Source organism: Paenibacillus sp. MY03, from assembly GCF_002165585.1.
Taxonomy (GTDB): Bacteria; Bacillota; Bacilli; order Paenibacillales; family Paenibacillaceae; genus Pristimantibacillus; species Pristimantibacillus agaridevorans.
In genome coordinates this window covers 180,197-199,807 of record NZ_MXQD01000007.1, presented here as the reverse complement: position 1 = coordinate 199,807, position 19,611 = coordinate 180,197, and the positions used below count along the sequence as shown (strand labels likewise).

The window sequence follows — 19,611 nt, the reverse complement described above, 5'->3', positions numbered from 1 at the left end:
GAGCCTCTTCCTTTATAGTAGTTTGTTTATGGCGTAATCAGACGAAGGTTATCAGTTTGTATCGGTTTCGAGAAAATGCCACAGACGCAATAGCAACGTTGTCGCTTCCGCCCTTGTGGCGGGATGCACGGGGCTGAACCGGTTGCCGTCGCGTCCGGTTACCAGTTCCTTCTCTGCGGCGCCTTGGACGTAACCTTTGGCCCATGCAGGAATTTCCGCATCATCTGCAAAAGAGGTGTCTCCCGGCTCCAAATCCCAATTTAATGCCCTCGCCATCATGACAACCATCTCCGATCGGTTCACCATCTGCATCGGTCGAAGCGTCTGATCCGGATAACCCTGCAAAATGCCGTTCTCTTGTGCAGTGCTAATCAGATCAGTGGCCCAGGCGGGAATTTGATCCCGATCGATAAAGGTCAGCTCGCTTCCCGCAGGCGCGGATTCGATCTCTAGCGTACGAAGCAGCATAGCCGCAAACTCGACGCGGGTAATATATTTTTGAGGCTGGAATGTTGTCTCCGAAGGGCCTTCTACAATTCCAATATGCAAGGCTTCGCAAATGAGGGACTCCGCCCAATGACCCTTGATATCACGGAAGGTACAAGCCGGCTCCTCCGGCGGCAATTCTTCACTCTCTGGCAGACGTTGAATTGACAGTTTATAGATTTTGACCGTGCCGCTCTCGGCTCTGACCGCAATTTCAAACTCGTTGCTTCCCTCGTCAAGAGCTATCGTCTTGCTTCCGGCAAGATTAACTTTATTGATGGAAACAGAGGCATTGGCATCCGAAGGAATCGCCTTGATCGTGACCTCGTCAGCTTTCGTTTCCACCTGATAGCTGGTCGTGCCCGCTGCGAATGTCGGCGTTAATGCCAGTTCTTCGTCGGCGCTTGTAACGGTCAGCACCGAGAGATTCGCGTTATCCGAAAGCTGAGGCTGGGGCTGAGGAGGGGCGGACTGTCTCCAAATGGCGTACAATACCTTATCTCGGGTCAACGTGACGGTATCTTGGGGTTGAAGGGTTTCGCCGCTGCCATCCGCAGCCGTATTCCATCCCTGAAAGAGGTAACCGCCTTTCGTCCAATCCGCGCTCTTCTCCAGAATGTCCACTTGCGATTCGAAATGGTAGGAGTAGCTCCGATACTGTTCGCTTCCGTGATCCGTGCCGTTCCCAACATAGGTGATAAAGGCTTGAATGGTGCTCAAATAGGGGTAGCCATTATGATGGGGCCACTGAATGGCCCAAAGGGTATTATCGAAGTTCCAGCCCTCGTAGTTCGATCCATCCTTCATTTCCTCGGAGGTCAGGCCTTGCCCATTCGTATCCGATTGTCCCGAAGTTTCCATGTCATAGTAACTGCGGGTAATGACCCCGTCTTCATTAATGCCGGCCAAACCGCCGACGGATACAAGGCCAGTTACGCGCCCGATCGCAAAGCTGTTTTCGATGGTCGAGTTTTTATTATCTCCAACCAATCCCCCAATGGAATCGCCATACGCGCTGTAAATACATACGGTCGCGTCGGCAATGCCCGTTACCGCGCCTGTTGCATAGCTATTGGTGACAAGCGCATCGTCGCTATCTCCTACTAAACCGCCTATATCATTACAGCCTTCCACGTTCCCGACGGCAAAGCTGCCGGAGACGACCGCGTCTTCCAGTTCGCCAACCAATCCGCCGACATCAAGCTGACCAGTTGCATGACCGGAAGCATAACTGTAGGATATGTTCCCCTTATTGCTTAAGCCAACTAGGCCGCCTGCAATCAGGGAACCATTGACATCGCCCGTAGCGCGATTATTGGAGAGCTCCGAATTCAATAAAGCCGCTCCCGCAAAGCCGCCGGTATATAGCGATCCCGTGACCTTGCCTGTAGCATAACTGTTCGTAATCGTGGAGCCTTCTATCAACCCGACTAACCCGCCGGTATATTCATCGCCATTCACATTGCCGGAAGCATAGCTGGTGGATAGAGTCGCGTCAACATTGGCGCCTACCAGACCGCCTACATATTTAGTGCCAACGACGTCGCCGGCAACATTGCCAACTACGTTGCCAGTGGCGTGGCTGACGGCTATATCCGCGCCATCTTGATTAATGCCGGCCAAACCGCCCAAATCTCTTTCGCCGGTGACATCGCCGGAGGCACTGCTGTTCATTATCGTTCCGTTATCCTCATTAGCCCCGACCAGACCGCCTACTTCACTCACGCCGGCGACGTCTCCTGTCGAGTGGCTGCGGACGACAATCGACGTATTCCATCCGACCAGGCCGCCGACTTCACTCGTACCTTTGACAGTGCTGCTAGCATGGCTATCCTCTACCGTACCTGTGGAGTTCGTGCCGACCAAGCCGCCTACTCCGCCTACTTTTTCCCCTCCTACTAGCTCTCCTCCTATGCCTTCCACATAGCCGGAAGCGCGACTGTTGGAGACAACGCTACCGACGCCTAAATAACCAATCAAGCCTCCTACCGCATTTTCGCCGGCTACACTCCCTGCAACTTCGACGCGATCGATAACAGCCCCATCCGCTGTTCCAGCCAAAATGCCTGTTTGGTTTCTTGCTACGACTACCGCATCTTCGATGACCAGATTCCGGATATGACCGCTCGTACTGATAACGCCGAACAATCCCGCAGGCGCATCAACTCCACGGCGATCGAACATAAAATTCGAGATTTTAAAATTTTGCCCGTCCAATTCCCCTGTGAACGGAAGCGCAGAATCCCCGATTGGCACCCAGGCAGAGCTTGCAAGGTATGCACTCATGTCGATATCGTTAATCAATACAAAGTGGCTGTCAGGATGATTCCTTATTCCGCTCAGCTGTTCCGCCGACGCAATCCGAAAAGGGTCTTCCGACGTTCCGTCTCCTCCTGCAAAGTCCTCTGGCGCCGCATGGGCTGTGCCACCTTTCGCTAGCAGCCCTGGATAAGCTCCAACCATTAGCATGAACACAAGAAAAACCGCCACGCTTCGTTTTTGCCAATTACTCATTATGTACCTCCTGCTTCTCCTATGTAATCTTTCTCACTTCGATTGTCATCCTATATCATACCATTGACCCTATGACAAAATTATGAAAGACAGCCTTAATGCAGTATAATCGAAGTATGCTATGGCGAAGGAGTATCTTTACCGATTATGGACGTGATAGGGCAGCCATCTACCATTACTATCATTTTTTCAGCGATGCTGATATGCATCCTGTTTATGTATGCTATCGTTTATCGCCGTGAACGCGGCGTTCGATTTTTTGTTTGGGTGCTAGGGTGCCGAGTGGTTTATGCCGGTGGCGTTATTCTGGAAATAAGTTCCGCCGATCTGGCCTCCAAGCTTGTTTTCAGAAATTTGGAGCAAACGGCGCTTGCGTTTATGGTCCCGCTGATGGTTCTTTTTGTGCTGGATCTGGTCGGCATGGACAAGTGGCTGCGCTGGAAGTGGCTCCTTATTGCCTTATTTGCCTGCTGGTCGTTCGTGATATGGACCGATTCCTACTGGCATGTGATCAACAGCACGCAAGAATTGGTTAACGGACATTTGGTCACGACCAAAACTCCTTATTCTCTAGCGTTCAACTTATTGTGCTATGCGATTATAGCCGGCTGCATCTTCGCATTGGTGCGCTATATACTTGGCGCCCGTCCCGAAATACGCAAATCGGGTATGTTGCTCCTCATGTTTGGGAGTATTCCGTTAATGGTAGAAATATTAAAGCTCGTTAAGCCGAACCTGCTGCCGTGGCTTCTTCCCGTTTCCGTTTATAGCGGGATTTGCGGTATCGTCATGTTCTGGATCATTATGCGATACAAGCTTTTTTCGAGTGTTCCGATGGCTAGAAATATCGTGGTCGAAACGATGCATGAGGGAATGCTTATTATCAATACAAACGGCAACGTTATTGATAGCAATAGATTCGCCTCTGAACTGGTCATAGGGAAGACGGACCGTCCCATACTGGGTCGTCATATGGGGGAAGTATTGGCGGCTTGGCCAGAATGGCTGTCCGCGTGCACCAACATGGAAGAAAGCCGCATTGAAATCAGCAGCCCTGTGGATTACGAGACAAAATCGTACATCGTGAATGTTTACCCATTCTTTTCCCATCGGAAGCGCAAGCTGGGAACGATCTCTATCATCATCGACATTACGGAGAAGCAGCAAGCGCTAGAGCAAGTCGCCCGCCTTAACCAGATGAAGGACCAGCTCTTGACGGCCGTATCCCACGACATTCGCGATCCGTTGGCCTTACAGGTCAATCTGGTAGAATTGCTGGATACAAACAAACAAAGCTTGCATCCAGCAGAGTCCGAGATTATTCGTACATTAAGCGAACAAGTTCGCAGCACGTATGCGATGGTCGAAAATCTTCTGGAATGGTTTCGCGGCCAGAAGGAGGGCATCGTCCTTCAACCTGAATCGCTGATCATACACGGGGTCGTCGAGGAAGCATGTCGGCTGCTTGTGCTGAACTGCGAAGCCAAACAATTGCTACTGCGCATCGACGTGGACGAGGACATGCGGGTCAGCGCCGATCACGAAGCGCTTGTTCTGGTCATCCGCAACCTGCTGTCCAACGCGATTAAATTTTCCCAGCCGGGTGGAGTTATTTCTGTAAGCGCAACATCCTTCGGGGGCAAGACGGAAATCTCGGTGCAAGATGACGGCGTAGGGATGAACGAGGAGCAAATTCGTCAACTCTTCGATGAAACCCGGTTCTCCTCCACAAAAGGAACCGCTGGCGAGAAGGGAACCGGGATGGGATTGCTCGTAAGCCAGCATTTTCTGCGAATGAGCGGCGGCCAGCTTAAGGTGCACAGTAAGCCAGGCGTTGGAAGCAAATTTACAATTGTTCTCGAGGATGGGGATTTGCGATGAGAGTTATTGTCATAGATGACGAGAAGGCCATGCATCTCGTGATGAATCAAATGTTATCCCGGATTCATGACGTGGAAGTGGCCGGCTGCTATCAGCACCCTGCGGATGCCATGGAACAAATCCGGAACGAGGACATTGATCTTGTATTTATCGATATCAACCTCGGCCATGATAACGGCCTGGAGGTTGCCCGCGGACTGCGTTCCGCGCATCGCGAGCTGGACATTGTATTCGTAACCTCGCATAAGGAGTACGCTATCGATTCGTTCGACAGTTACCCTCTGGATTATATGATCAAGCCGGTTTCCCAATCCCGTCTGGAACAGACGATTGCCCGGGCGGCAGCGAGAATCGGGGAAAAGTCCTCCGTTGCCGATATCCCAATTGGCAAATTGACGGTGCGAGCCCTGGGAGGGTTAGAGGTCAAGACCGAGCAGGGCGAACCTGTAAAATGGATCTCCAGAAAAAGCATGGAACTGTTTGCTTATCTGCTGATGCATAGAGGTAGTCCTGTTTCCAAAAGCCGCATCATCGAGTACATATACCCGGACATGCCAATAAAAAATGCTGCAATCTATATCAATACGACCGTCTATCAACTTCGCAAATCTTTGCATGCGTCCGGGCATAAACACATTATTGCCAACTCGCTTGAACAATACTGGTTGCTCTTTGACCCGATCGAAGCGGACTTCGTGATGTTCGAAGATCAAGTGTCTCGATTTAGCACGCTGAGTGCCGGGAATATCGAAGCGGCATTAGCATGCGAGCGTTTGTATACAGGAGAGTTATTCGATGAGCGTTCCTACGTATGGGCAACTCCCGAGCAAATCCGTTTGCACGAATTATACATACGTTTTGCTAAACAGATCGGCCGATGGCTGCTTCAGCACCAAAAGCCCGAGCAAGCAGCTATCCTCATCAAAAAGCTCGTGTCCCGGAGCGAATGGGATGAGGAAACGCACCTGCTGCTGCTTGAAGCCTATGGGAAGCTGGGCGACTCAGCAGCGCTTGCTCGGCACTATGAGCACGTAACAAATCTGTACCAGAAAGAATTATCCATCCCTACACCCATTGAATTCACGAAGTTGTATGAACGCTATCGGGAGCTTATATGAGGTCAAAATAGACCACTCGAGGGCGATGCTTTGCCGTTTATCGCGATGACGGCGAGGATCATGGACAAAACGTTGGATTGGTACTTAAAGCTGTTGTAAGTTGCAAGGAATGTAAAGTGAAAGGGTTGCTAGAATACATGAACAGACAGCAATTGCAAGCCAAGGTGAAGCAGCTCGTTCATCTAATGATTCATGAGAAGCAGGAAGCCAGTCCGATTGAGCTTTTTATTCGTATGGATAAGCTAAATTCAAAACTTGTACAAGAATGGCGAGTCGGGAAGGTGCCTTATCTAGAGCGGGTGATACATGGCAACTTGTCGCAATTAAGTTTTATTATGAGCGTTTATCGTAAGACGGCAAGTGAAATGGGGCTTCAGGCCGTCATAAGAAACTATGCACGGTGGGGGAAAGGGCCGAAGAAGCCCCTGCGATTCTCCAAGTCGGGAGAAGTTTCGATAGAGAGAGGTTACTCCACGCATTATGTTAAGAAAAAACCGGCTGTTACGACAACAGGTTTATCTGAAGTTGAGCCGGTAGGCTCTAATTTAGGAAATCAGACCCAAAGAGCTCAATTTAGTTAGATGAACTCTTTGGGTCCGGTAGCTTTGTTTAACTTTCGTTTTCCGTAAGCGTAATAGAGTCTGTCCCATCGATTATGGTTGCCAAACTTCCCATACGTTTCCGTCAGGATCGGCGAACGTTATGTTTGGTCCGCAGGTCACCCGTTCTTCTAAAATATTTACTCCGTTTGCCCTGAAACGGTTATATAACTCCTCGATTCGCGGTGTAATAAAACAAGCAATTGCATGGGGGTTTCCACTGTCCAATGACCATGAAAACCGTAATCTACCGCCTTCTTCGTCCGATTTGTGAAGGAACAATGCGGGTGCAACTTGCCTTAGACCAGGTAAGGGAAGATTTCCATTCCGATCGGGAAAATTCAAAACTGCCGTCACCATTCCAGGCTCAACAAGCTCGTTGTTAGAAGGTTGGTACCCTAAATTCTTTTGGTACCATTTAATAGACTCGTAAACATCATTTACTGGTACGTAAATACAAGTCATACCGGTAATGTCTTCTAGCATTTGTTCCTCTTTGTTTTCCTCATGTTCCGACATATTCATTTCCTCCCTTGGTACAGATAGTGAACCCACATCACGGCCGCCACGGCGATGTCATCGCCCGCGGGTCTCCCTAAACTCAGCTTAACAAATTTTATCCGGAATGGACTGTATTTTTTTATCAAAAATATTAGCCAGTTTCGCTGGTAGCCCCGCATGACAGTACCGACAATTCTGACAGCATTTGTGACCAGTCCCTCCTGAACGAAGAACATGGACATCAAAGAGGAGTGTGTGTGGCAATCCGAGAACTTCAGACCGCAGCAGAACGCGACTCGTGCCGAGGCTGCAGTTATTTTGAACAGAATGTTGGATTACCTGTCGTTTATCGATAGATAGGCATAGGAAAAGAAATATTTGGATGTGATGACCCGAACGTCATGGTTCTGGGAGAGGCCCATGCAATTGAGCATGGGCCTGCTCGATTGTAGTAGTCTGTTTTTGGCTTAATCACAACTTATCCGACTTCATAGGAAGGATCAGGAAATCCTGTGTCGAAAAAGTATATAACTAATTCAAAAGTCACACGGGAGGCCTGTTGTAATGGTTCAGACTATTCAGATTAAGGTAACGTCGTTAATCGAAGCATATAAGGATATACTTCAGGTTGTGAAAAGAACTACGAGTTCTGAGATTAAGAATAGGGAATTCGCTATACTAGCTGAGGTTACAGTAGGAGGAAATCATGGCTAGAACATATAAATCAGAGGGAAACCAGATTGCTTTACCATGCCGCTGAACGAGCATTCCATCACGAGCTATGAAGAAGAATATCTGCTTCGTCATCGCGAGAGTCCCGAGTTAACGAGACTCGTTGAGCGAATGGAGGAAGAGGATTACCGATCGGATGAAATGGTCGACGCAATGGAGCAGGAAAACAGCAATTTCAGAGGTTGCCATTATCCCAAGATTCGCGCAGCTAGAGGCGCTAGAGGGCCTGGATCGAGTCAGACACGTCCTAGGGATGTATTCTTTTTTTTATAAAAATTATAATGAGACCTAAGTGAATATCTTAGGTCTGTGTCTTATGCTTGGGTTGCAGCAACTAATTGTTCTGAAAAAAATTCAATTTGGGCTACATTTAGAAGTTGGTTGAATATAAGATCTACGAAAGATTGAGCGAGCCTTACAGGCACTGCATTACCGATTTGAGTAGCTATGTTTTCGCTAGAACCTTCGTGAGCATTCCCGTCGACTTTTCCAGTGAATTTGTAATGCATAGGAAATGTTTGAATTAATGCAGCTTCTCTCATGCTGATTGCTCGATCTTCTTCAGGATGTCCAAACCGTCCTTTTGTATAGGCTAAACACCCGCATGTTATGGTCGGAGCATAATTGTCGAAATTCATTCTTCCATAGACATCTCCAAAGCTAACGTTCGATTTTTTATGGCATTCCAATGTTAACTGCTCTTCTTTCCAATCGGAACGACTACCTCCATTCCGAGGAGTAGCCCGGATCCTAATTAGGTTATCAGGGGAAAGATTCCTACATCTATGTAGTTTATCTTTTTCATCAACCCCACCAGCTTCTAATTTAGATAAATTGTGTGGCTCCAAATGCTTTCTTAACGTGGGGGCTTTTTCTGTTTTTGGCCATAAAGGAAGCGGGTTAGTTACATATGGTTGTCCCTTGACGGATTCTTTAATAATCGCATCGGTATTCGGGAATTCATTTATCTTTTCTCCGATAAGTATCATTCTTTTTCTGTGTTGAGGAACCCCATAATTAACGGCATCTACTACTTCAAAGCGTAAGTGATATGACGGACGATCCCTATGTTTTTTGTGGCCGTCGGAATCTAAATTAGCAAGAAGGGTTAGGAAGATATGAAAGATTTTGAAATTAACTATATTATCGACGTTCTCAAATAGGATATAATTGGGTTGAAGTATCTTTGCAACTCTTATCACTTGCATTATAAGTTTATTGCGATCATCGGCATTTGTGACACTTTTCTTACGGCTATGTCTTGAGAACCCTTGACACGGTGGTGTTGCAACGAGAAGGTCCAGGTTATCGCCATTCAGTTTACTTTTAATCCTATTCCATTTCTTTTTCTTGACTTTTCGTATATCTTTCACTAGCAGGTGGTCGCTACCGTGATTTAGCGCGTACGTACTTGCAATAATTTTGTCGAACTCAACGGCACATTTTATATCAAAGTGCTTTTTTAATGCTTCGGATACCCCACCTGCTCCCGAAAATAAATCTATAGCTGAAAATTTCACTTGGTACCCCCAAAGAATGATATTTAAATAATATTTTATCGTATAGCACCGGCTTATGAAAGCTATTTTTATAGGAAAAAAGAAGGAAGGTGAGTCCATTGTCAATTAATAAATTTCGAACAAAAGCAAGAGCCATTGAATTGTTGGGGCGAAAACAAATCAGGGACGATATAACGGCATTGATTGAGTTGATGAAAAACTCCTATGATGCAGATGCAGAAGAAGTTACTGCTGATTTTAATTTAAATAATAATTCTCCATATATTTTCTTATACGATATTGGTATAGGTATGGAAGAGGAGGATATTTTAAATAAGTGGTTAGTACTTGGAACCGATTCTAAAAAGAAGCCGAAAAAAGAAAAGGTATCCAAAATTAAAGAGAGGCGATTAATGGGTGAAAAGGGAATTGGTAGATTGGCATCCGCAGCTCTCGGTGAACAACTTTGGTTGTTCACTAAATCGCAAAACGAGAAATGGCATACCTTATATTTAAATTGGAATATTTTCGAAAACCAAGATATGTATCTTGAAGATGTGGTAATCCCTTTACATTTTAATAAATCAAAAGAAGAACTTATATCTCCAGAATTTATTTCATCATTAATAGAGGAACAGTTATCTAATTTAAATAATAATTCTTGGTTAGATAAAGGTAACGTGGTAAAGGAGAAATATTCAGTAATATATGAGAGGATTAAAAGTCAAATATTGAGAAATAGTACGCCACTCGATCATTTAGGTGAAATTGTATATTCATTAGATGCGAAAAAACAAGGGACTATTTTGCTTATTCAGGATTTACGACACTCATGGTCAGAAGTATTTGATACAACGAAAAATAGATCCGCCAATTACATGGCTACTCAAAGATACAATAGGCTTGGATCGTTCATTGATAGTTTCAATAACACCATTGAAGATTTTAATATAGGGCTTATTGTAAACAATGAACCTATTCAATTCAATCACTTTATAGATGATGAGTTACATGAACTTTATGACCTTAAAATAAAAGGGAAAATCGAAAATGGGAAATTTTATGGTCAGTTGTCTGCCCTTAATGCAGATTTAGAATTGTTGAATGCCTGTAACGATGAGTTACTCGAAGGGATAGATGTGACAAACGGGATTATTAATCCTGTTAGTAAGGATTGCGGGCCTTTTAGTGTGGAACTGTGCCATTATGAAAAGGAATTTGGAAAATCAGGGTTAACAAAAGAACAGATTGATAAATTAGATTCGAGAATAGATTACGTTGGTGGACTAAAGGTATATAGAGATGGAGTAAGAATTTTACCTTACGGGGATCCGGAGAATGATTTTCTCAATTTGGAACAAAATCGATCTAAAAATGCCGGTAAATACTTATTTAGCCATAGGAATTTATTCGGAAAAATTGAATTGACTTCTGATGAAAATCCTGAGTTAGAGGATAAATCAAGTCGAGAAGGACTTATAGAAAACGAGCAATTTCATTTTTTTGTAAAGACGTTACAAAACTTGTTAGTTACTATCGCTGTCGATTACTTATCTAGTGCTAGAAAAGGATCCCGAGCATTAAGGGATAGTTATGTAAACTTTAATAGAAATCAACACGAGCAAAAAAAGAAGGAAAGCGAAGCGATACTTAATGAGGAGAAAGAGACCAAACAAGCAATTAATAATCTATTAAAAGAGATAAAAGAAAAAAAGAATGCAATTAATAATTATAAGTTTAAGTTGAACGACATAATTGAATCCGTACCAAAAGTGCCTGAGAAGTTTAGTTACGCTTTATTAAATAAGAGCTACTCTGACCTATTACATTATAAAGATATTATTTTTAAGAAACTCAATGATGATCGTGAACAAATGATAATATCTGTAAATCCGAGGTTTGTGCCAAACGACGAGATGCAAGAAGAGATTAATATGCTGAATTTAGATATCCATAGACTTTTTAATGAAAATCAAAACTCACTTGAAATTTCATTTGAAGAACGAGAAAGTGATATTCGACAAAGGATGGATGCATGGCGAAGTAGTGTCTCCATGTTATTCAATAATGATTTTGATAGATATTTAACAGCTAATAAAAATAGATTAACTGTATTGAGAGATGATATTAATAACATCTTCAATAATATAGAGATAGAACTTAGAAATGCAGAAAAAAAAGTATTAGCCGAAACAAGTAAGTTGTTTGCGCTTGAACATGTGTTGGCGGAAATAACAGGAGATATTATATCGAATAATCGCCACTTAAAAAAGGCAATAATTGAAGATGTAGATAAAGGACAATCAATGTTAGAGCATTATCATGTACTAGAGCCCGATGATATAAATAATCTTGATAAAGAGCTTAATCATCTAATTAATAATATCGAACTTCGCATTGATGAAATTAGAAGACAAAAATTGAAAGATGCAATGACTGCATTTGAGGAAGCTTTCAGAGAGGTCTTGGATAAAGCGTTTATTGAACTATCTGAGTTAGGTAACGTAAACTCATTAGCTGAAATTAATGAGTTAGTCGGTGTTCTTAAAGTACAAAATCAAAATCTAAAGAGGGAAAATGAAATATATGCAGATCTCGCAAATATGGGGATGGCAGCAGAGATTGTAAATCACGAATTCAATCAATTGTTAGTAAATGTCGAAGATGGAATTAAAAATATTAAAAACGCGAACCTTAGTCCCACACAAAGTTATTGGATTCGTCAGATTGAAGCTGGCTTTAAGGCGATAGGGACACGTCATAGTCAACTTTCTCCAATGTATAGAAGCTATAACTTAACTAGACGTAAAGTTCAAGTTCATGCCCTTGTAGAAGAGTTAATTACATTCTTTAATGCTAGATTGAATCAAGCAGGGATAAAAGTGGACAATAAAGTGGATAAGGATTTTGTTCTTATGCTTTCTCCTTCAAAAATTTACCCAGTTATTTCCAATCTAATCGACAATTCGATTTATTGGTTACTTAACGGACATCATAAGTTAATTTTGTTAAGAAGCGATATAGTAAAAAATACTTTGTATTTAGAAGATAGCGGTCCGGGTATTCCCCCTAGAATCCAAGAAAAAGTCTTTGAACCCTTTTTTACTAGAAGATCCGGAGGAAGAGGGCTAGGACTTAGTATAGTTAGGAAGGTCCTTGAATCTCAAGGACACTCTATCTCGATTATTCAAAAAAGAGAAGATAAGATGCTTGACGGTGCATGCCTTGAGATAAAATTTAATGAAAATGATAGGGTGGGGTAATTTTGTTAGATACAATTGATCCTAAAGTTATTAATATTGCTAGAGAATACTTTAAAGATATTCTTTATGTTGATGATGCCATTAAAAAACCGAGTGATTTAAAAAGTATTATGGACTTAGCAAATAAAGAATCAGCTGCGGCATCTGAAACGGCTAATTCAATACAGGAACAACCGATTACTAGAAGACCTGTATCATTCTCGGTTGCATCGGATGTAAATCAAACTAACACTGAACAACAAGAGGAAATTAAACAAAGTATACTCGAGACTAACGGCATGCTTGATGATTATTTTGATGCTTTCGAAATAATTTATAATCTTAATAGTAATGGTAACAAGGTTAGTCCTTTTTTCTTTGAGGGTGACCATCAAGTTGAAACGGTTGTATCTTTAATTGAACAATCACATTTGACAATTTTAGATTGGGAACTTGACCAAACTGGTGGAGAAACGACATTAAACATTCTTGAATCTGTTTTTAGAAATACAGGTAGATTAAAGTTGCTAGTAATCTATACAAAAAATCCGCTTCAAGCTTCAAAAATGATTCGAGATAAATTTGCTTCAAAGATTGTCGATTATACTCAAACACATGTTGAAGAAAGTACAGTAGACATATTTGATCTCCATGATGCTTTTGTTTTAGTTTGTAAAAAAAGAGAGCTGCCCAGTAATAGGTTGAAGGATACATTTATTGAACTACTAGTTAATAAGTTTGGTATGTTCCAATTTGCTTTTTTTGATTCAATAAATAAGATAATTGGAGAAACGGCAACTGTACTTAAGCAATTTTCGCACCCATTCGAAAGTACCCTATTACTTCAACTTCAATCATCAGGGGTTAGTGCAGCTGATTATGCTAAAGTCATTTCTAAGATGATAACTAACCATATAAATAAGGTGATTGATGTAGATTCGGTAATTTTCGATGAGATAACTGAACAATGGAAGAATAATATTGGAATTATGTTAGCGTTGGATAATGTGAATTTGCTAGAGCTACTAAGCAGAAAACTAAACAATTTAGAACAAGCGCAAAATAATAGAACAAACGGAAAGAAGAACAGAAAATTTATATCTAGTATAAAACAGATATCAGTGGAAAAATGGCGGGAAATATTTACTATAATGTGTGGATTGAATCTAATTGACGCTGCTTCTTTAGATCCGGCAATTAATGTCATTATTGAGCAGGTCATTGTAATTTCGTCCGAAAAGGAATTTGCAAAAAACACAGAATTAGTTAATTTGTGCGGTGACAATCAAACGTTAAAAGAACAATGTATCACATTGTACAGGAACAATATAAAAAGAGATGTTACTGCATGGATAGAACCTATATTACCGAGTATATTGTTAGCTTTAATAGCTGATCGTGGGACGACACATTTTTCTAAAACGGTAGTCGATCTAGTTCATCTAATGAAAGTGATTGAGTATAAAGAAAGACGTCTTGATAATATAGATACCATCATTGAGAATAACAATATTGTGAATTATTTTAATTCTGGGGATGTTTTAATAAATGGGGAGAAGCTTCTTCTCTGCATATCACCTAGTTGTGATGTGTTTCGCCCTGAAAAAGTAGAAAATATGCTTAAATTTGTAACCGGCAAGAGAATAGATAGCGATTCAGCTTTTTTACAACTAAAAACCTATGAGCACTTGACAATTCTTCCTAACCATGGAAATCCAGAAAAATTAATGTGTGCACTTTGGAACTTTAGTGTAACTGAGGTACATAATATTGAGGAATTGGGTAATTATACAAGACCATACAGGTTAGAGCCTGGGTATATTCAACAAATCATGAATAAGTATATCGCGTATCAATCAAGGACTGGAGTAGATGAACTTTTTGTTAAAGATACATCCAGTTTGAGAAACTTTTATGTTTTTAATTAGGAGGCCATATGGATAAATTCTCCCATAGGGAATATAAAAACTAAAAATACGACGCCGGAGCTTATTGTTCGGCGTCTTCTTCATAAATTAGGATATAGACTTCACCTGCATAAAAAGGATCTTCCAAGCTCACCTGATATTGTTTTACCAAAACATAAAAAAATTATTTTTGTAAACGAGTGTTTTTGGCATGGACATGAGAGTTGTAAAAAATAATAATTACCAGAATCAAATCGAGAGTTTTGGCAAGATAAAATCAGAAAAATAGAAAACGTGATGCGGAGAATATAACAAAACTTACTGAGTTGGAATGGGGAGTTCTTATTATTTGGGATTGCCAAACAAAAAAGGATTTGGAAAATCCACAAAAATCCTTGATAATTTTATTAGAAGTAATAATTAAAGTTGTTGACGGTTATAAAATTTGTTGTTCAAGGTGGTAACTTGAAAATGAGTATAAACACAATAATTGGCTCAGCGTTGTTTGAAACTTACAGCAAAATTGCTAGCGCTGTTAAGACAATTCAAAAAGAAAATAAAACAATGGACGAAAAGAAGATTTTAATGACGGAATTGCGAAAACAAAATGAAGCTGTTCTTAAAAATTATAACGCTGTGGCTGCAGAGTTTGCTCGTTCATTTATAAATAAGAATCAATTAAATGATGACCATATTATCGAAGCAAGAATCGGTAGTCCTACACCTTATGGTAACCAACCGAAGGATTATCTTTGGTCAGGTATCTCCATACACGCAGATAAATCCTTCAGCTTTCAATATTCATGGGTATTTCAAAAAGATCTTCTTGAAGTTACCTTTTGTTTTGGCTCAGGAGGTTCCTCAACAGGAAGAATTGATGCTTCTATTAAAGAAAAAAAGGAAGCACAAATGAGAGCACTCGAACAACGGTTCATTAACATTCTTGTGGAGGACAGACATAAGCCGATAGTCTTACGCTTAATAAAAAAAGAGGGGTTTGTTATAACCTCAGAATGGTTAAATTCAGGAGAAAAAATACAGGATATTGAGAGCTACGTATCCTATATTCGGACGAAAACCGGTTCAAAGACTGGAATAACTAAGTTCTTTAAACCGGATGAGCTTCTGAACGAAGGGTTCGATCTGGAAGCTAAGTTATATCAATATTTTAATTTGTTTCTTCCTATCTGGGAACAGCTACACTTCAAGGATAAAGAAACTAACATGGATGATGAAACGACTGGGATGGACATATTTAACTACAAGCAAGGTGACGATCAAATTTTTGGTGTTTTACAAAAAATGAAAAAATATATTAATCATCAAGGCTTCCAATATCCCAACAAACTAATTGAGAACTTCTACCTTTCCTTAAAAACAAAGCCTTTCGTTATCTTGGCCGGTATTTCCGGCACGGGGAAAACTAAGCTCATTCAAAAGTTCGCAGAAGCCCTTGGGGCAACAGAAGCGAAGGGGCAATTTACGCTTATTCCGGTTAGACCGGATTGGAATGACCCGTCCGATCTAATAGGTTACAAGGATCTGGGTGGAACATTTCGCCGCGGAAAATTAACTTACGTAATAGAAGCGGCATCTGAACCGGAGAACCGGCAGAAACCCTACTTTATTTGTTTAGATGAGATGAATCTAGCGAGAGTAGAGCACTATTTTAGCGATTTACTCAGTATCTTAGAAACGCAGCGTTGGCAAGATGGGCACATTGTGACCGATAAAATTGTTACTGAAGATCAAGTAGGTAGCAATTTTGGTATCCCTGAAAATGTGTTCTTCATAGGTACTGTGAACATGGATGAAACCACGCATCCTTTTAGCAAAAAGGTATTGGACCGGGCCAATACCATCGAATTTAATCATATCCAACTCGACAGTTTTCATGGATTAGAAGATATTGTAGGTATTACGGAAGAAGAATCAGAGGCTGTATACCCAGCGGCGAGTTTTTTGACCAGCGACTACTTACAGTTAAAGGACGCATACGCAAACAATAAAGATATTATCCAAAGAACTGTAGGTCAATTGGTAAGAATCAACACGATTCTTGAAAATATCCACGCGCACATTGGTTACCGTGTCAGGGATTCAATTTGTTTCTACTTGATATACAACAAACGGTTCTCTTTGATGACTACCGATGAGGCAATGGATATGCAGATCATGCAGAAGATTCTACCCCGAATTCAGGGCAACAACTCAGTAGTGAAAAAAGTAATCATCGAGCTCTTATTGCTCTGTATTACGGGTTCCACCGTTCAAAGCAAAGAATATTTGGATGGAGAAAGAGATGTTGAGCAGCTGTGGACTAAGCATGTAACCGAAAATAATGTCAAATATCCTCAATCCAGTATGAAGCTTATCTACATGCTACGGAGGTTTGATGATGACGGATTCACTTCATTTTGGGTCTCTTAAAAAGAGCGTGGTTCTCCTGCACATTGAAACGAATCTGTTTGATCTCTACTTAGAGGGGAAACCATACCATCCAACGGTAGATATGCTCCAGCTAGATCGGACGGAATCGGGAGTGTGGGAGCAGGGGGATCTTCACGTATCTATTAACTCCGATCAATTGCAGGTTCTATCTATTGCTGTCTTTAATCCCAACCGTGGAGAGCTAGAGCCTTGGCAGAACGAACAAGCTTGCTTTCCGATCTTTTACGAGACGCAAACCTACAATTTATTGGTTGAGAAGAAGGCGGATATAGACTTATCTTTTTACCATGAAAATTATTCGTTGCGCGAGGCGGTATTGCCGAAGGGAAAGCGGGTTCTGTCAGGGAACTTGAATTTTCAGAATGAGATCGGATTTTCAGAGCTAGAATTGCGATCAAGCGCTTCATCTCTATTAATGATTAGGTTGGAAGTTTTCCCTGTGAAGATGGATTACAAGAGGGATTATCAGGTCATTCTTCAAGATGTGAATCACCAGATTCATAACCTGACCTTTGATTTCCTGCGCAAAACATATCAGTTAACGGGCCTGAAAGAGACGAAGCAGCAAAGTTTAACGGAATATTTTATGATATTACGCTATCTTTTTGACCAACTTATAAAAGCTGTCCAACGGATAGAAGGCTCCCCTCACACGCAAATGCATCAGATTCAACGCATTGTTCCGGCCGAGAGGGCAAAGAAAATCAATACAAAAACCCTGCAATACTTGAGTAAACATCCGCAGAAACTGGTCAAAGACCCCGCGAACGGAATGGTTCGAGTCAAGGGTGAAAGATATGTTCCAACGCACGTGTTGGATACTCGGAGAATCGTTAATTATGATACGCAGGAAAATCGATTCATTCGATGGGTGTTCCTCCGTATTGAGCGGAAACTGAAAGAATTGTGGCAGTTACTAAAGGGCCAGAAAAGACTAGAGGACCCTTTGTTGGCTCAGACGATGACCCGTATGCAGAAGGAAGTTCGAAGGGTGCTTCAGTTTGACTTTTTACAAGTGGGAACTATGAAGCAAATGACGGTTTCCATAGTGATGCAGATGGCTCCAGGGTATCGAGAAGTATACAAGTACTACCTCATGCTGCTCAAAGGCCTCATCATCCAGGATGACTTATTCCGGTTGTCTTTGAAGGATTTAGCCACACTTTATGAATACTGGTGCTTCCTTAAGATACATCAGTTGCTAAGTAACAAGTATGAGTTGGTCAGGCAAGACATCATAAAGTTAGATTATAGCGGAGTTTTCGTTAAGCTTAAGAGATCTGCCGCGTCGACGGTGACTTACCGCAACCAGAAAAACGGAGAAATTTTCAAGCTGTTTTACAATCAAGTGCTTCGGGGACCGACACTTACGCAGAAACCGGATAACGTACTTACTCTTCGAAAAATAGAGACTTCTACAGAGTATAAGTATGTGTTCGATGCGAAGTATCGATTGAATCCTGCGGAACCGGGGACGCCTTATTATGCGACCTATGACGGGCTTCCAGGGCCTGAAGAGGACGATATCAACACGATGCATCGTTACCGGGACGCTATCGTTCATGCGGAGAAAGATTCGGAGAAGTTCGAACGGACGATGTTTGGGGCGTATGTATTGTTCCCTTACCCGGATGAAAAGAAATATAAGGAGCATCGATTATACAAAAGCATAAAGGCTGTAAATGTAGGGGCATTTCCTTTTCTGCCGGGATCAACAAAATTGTTGGAAGAGTTTCTGGATGAGATTATTTTGGACAGTCCGGAGAATGCATATGAGCGGGCTGTTCGACCAAAAGGGTCGAAGGAGTACTACGATAACAAGTATAGCGGAAAAAATGTACTGGTCGGTTGCATGAGCAGCGAGGAACAGTTGGAAGTAGCTCTGAAGTATAATTTTTATCATACCCCGCTCGAGAATATCACGAATCATAAGATCCTTACACAACTGGAGTATGTGGCGCTTTATCAATCAAAGAAGTTTTTCGGTAAGACTAATAAAATAGTAGGCGTGAGATACTATGGAAGAATAAGAGATTGGAAGATTGTGAAACGTGGCGAAATCACAGTAATTCCCTCAAAGCATAATCCTCCGGATAAGCTTTATGTACTGTTCGAAATCGAGGACTGGGAGGCAAGGAAACAAATCATTCTCCCCGGTGGTCATGGGGTTCGAAGCATCGCTTTCACGTCAAAGTATATATTCGACCGGGCGTTAGAAGTAGCCGAGTTGAAGCTGGATAATGAGGAAGAGCTTTTTGTATGGCGTGAAGCGCGCCGGAGAGGTCACGTGGAAGTGAAGTTAGATCATGCGCATATTGACGATGCTAAGAAGGTAATAAGCGTGAGCTTAAAGGAGGAATAAATATTGCGGCATGTGGATTTTTTAGGCGACAATAGATTACGAAAAAAAATTGTCTACGATAAAAAAACGTACTCTGAGTAGTGCATTTACTGTGGTAAACCAGCGGATACCAGAGAGCATATACCGTCAAAGGTCTTTCTTTCACAACCATATCCAGACAAGTATTGTTCCGGCATGTAAAGAGTGCAACAAATCATTTTCTGGTGACGAACTTTTTTATCACTATTAATCGATATTCTAAAAAGAAGATATTATGGAATGGAGTATACTTTTTCAGAGGAAGTCGAAAGTAGAATAAATTATAACAAAAAGCTAGTCA

Annotated in this window: 11 protein-coding genes; 8 read left to right on the top strand and 3 right to left on the bottom strand. The window is 41.9% G+C overall.

Annotated features, from left to right (window positions below):
- Positions 1 to 51: 51 nt before the first annotated feature.
- Positions 52 to 3,000 (bottom strand): GLUG motif-containing protein, encoded by a 2,949-nt coding sequence (locus B1748_RS08420; protein ID WP_087567448.1) that lies wholly within the window; start codon positions 2,998 to 3,000, stop codon positions 52 to 54.
- 147 nt (positions 3,001 to 3,147) lie between these two features.
- Between B1748_RS08420 and B1748_RS08415 the strand changes: the two genes are divergently transcribed.
- The 3 genes from B1748_RS08415 to B1748_RS08405 all read left to right on the top strand — a co-directional run bounded on the left by B1748_RS08415 (position 3,148) and on the right by B1748_RS08405 (position 6,580).
- The gene (locus tag B1748_RS08415; RefSeq protein ID WP_087567447.1) at positions 3,148 to 4,881 is read left to right on the top strand and encodes a sensor histidine kinase; all 1,734 of its coding nucleotides are present in this window, start codon (positions 3,148 to 3,150) and stop codon (positions 4,879 to 4,881) included.
- A complete protein-coding gene (locus tag B1748_RS08410; RefSeq protein WP_087567446.1) occupies positions 4,878 to 5,999 on the top strand; it encodes a response regulator in 1,122 nt (373 codons plus the stop codon). The genes B1748_RS08415 and B1748_RS08410 overlap by 4 nt, the downstream gene beginning before the upstream one ends.
- 137 nt (positions 6,000 to 6,136) lie before the next feature.
- Positions 6,137 to 6,580, top strand: coding sequence for a hypothetical protein (locus tag B1748_RS08405; RefSeq protein ID WP_087567445.1), 444 nt, complete (start codon positions 6,137 to 6,139; stop codon positions 6,578 to 6,580).
- 72 nt (positions 6,581 to 6,652) lie between these two features.
- Here B1748_RS08405 and B1748_RS08400 read toward each other — a convergent pair whose 3' ends face one another.
- Positions 6,653 to 7,117 (bottom strand): VOC family protein, encoded by a 465-nt coding sequence (locus B1748_RS08400; protein WP_179215474.1) that lies wholly within the window; start codon positions 7,115 to 7,117, stop codon positions 6,653 to 6,655.
- A 1,028-nt stretch (positions 7,118 to 8,145) separates the two neighbouring features.
- Positions 8,146 to 9,351 carry a DNA cytosine methyltransferase gene (locus B1748_RS08390; protein WP_179215472.1) on the bottom strand — a complete coding sequence of 402 codons (1,206 nt, stop codon included), beginning with the start codon at positions 9,349 to 9,351 and terminating at the stop codon, positions 8,146 to 8,148.
- Positions 9,352 to 9,449: 98 nt separating this feature from the next.
- On the opposite strand from B1748_RS08390, the gene B1748_RS08385 reads away from it, so the two are divergent.
- The 5 genes from B1748_RS08385 to B1748_RS08365 all read left to right on the top strand — a co-directional run bounded on the left by B1748_RS08385 (position 9,450) and on the right by B1748_RS08365 (position 19,292).
- On the top strand, positions 9,450 to 12,593 hold the full coding sequence (locus B1748_RS08385; protein ID WP_087567441.1) for a sensor histidine kinase: 3,144 nt from the start codon (positions 9,450 to 9,452) through the stop codon (positions 12,591 to 12,593).
- A 2-nt stretch (positions 12,594 to 12,595) separates the two neighbouring features.
- Positions 12,596 to 14,500, top strand: coding sequence for a response regulator receiver domain (locus B1748_RS08380; RefSeq protein WP_087567440.1), 1,905 nt, complete (start codon positions 12,596 to 12,598; stop codon positions 14,498 to 14,500).
- Positions 14,501 to 14,506: 6 nt separating this feature from the next.
- Complete coding sequence (locus tag B1748_RS37940; RefSeq protein ID WP_218781622.1) at positions 14,507 to 14,716, top strand: very short patch repair endonuclease; 210 nt, start codon at positions 14,507 to 14,509, stop codon at positions 14,714 to 14,716.
- Positions 14,717 to 14,950: 234 nt separating this feature from the next.
- Positions 14,951 to 16,909 carry an McrB family protein gene (locus B1748_RS08370; RefSeq protein WP_087567439.1) on the top strand — a complete coding sequence of 653 codons (1,959 nt, stop codon included), beginning with the start codon at positions 14,951 to 14,953 and terminating at the stop codon, positions 16,907 to 16,909.
- Positions 16,878 to 19,292 carry a restriction endonuclease-like protein gene (locus B1748_RS08365; RefSeq protein WP_087567438.1) on the top strand — a complete coding sequence of 805 codons (2,415 nt, stop codon included), beginning with the start codon at positions 16,878 to 16,880 and terminating at the stop codon, positions 19,290 to 19,292. The genes B1748_RS08370 and B1748_RS08365 overlap by 32 nt, the downstream gene beginning before the upstream one ends.
- The last annotated feature ends 319 nt before the right edge of the window (positions 19,293 to 19,611 follow it).

Excerpts from the sequence above, each read along its gene's own strand:
- B1748_RS08420 (WP_087567448.1), bottom strand. The coding sequence starts at position 3,000 with ATGAGTAATTGGCAAAAACGAAGCGTGGCGGTTTTTCTTGTGTTCATG.
- B1748_RS08415 (WP_087567447.1), top strand. The coding sequence starts at position 3,148 with ATGGACGTGATAGGGCAGCCATCTACCATTACTATCATTTTTTCAGCG.
- B1748_RS08365 (WP_087567438.1), top strand. The coding sequence starts at position 16,878 with ATGACGGATTCACTTCATTTTGGGTCTCTTAAAAAGAGCGTGGTTCTC.
- B1748_RS08405 (WP_087567445.1), top strand. The coding sequence starts at position 6,137 with ATGAACAGACAGCAATTGCAAGCCAAGGTGAAGCAGCTCGTTCATCTA.
- B1748_RS08370 (WP_087567439.1), top strand. The coding sequence starts at position 14,951 with ATGAGTATAAACACAATAATTGGCTCAGCGTTGTTTGAAACTTACAGC.
- B1748_RS08410 (WP_087567446.1), top strand. The coding sequence starts at position 4,878 with ATGAGAGTTATTGTCATAGATGACGAGAAGGCCATGCATCTCGTGATG.
- B1748_RS08400 (WP_179215474.1), bottom strand. The coding sequence starts at position 7,117 with ATGTCGGAACATGAGGAAAACAAAGAGGAACAAATGCTAGAAGACATT.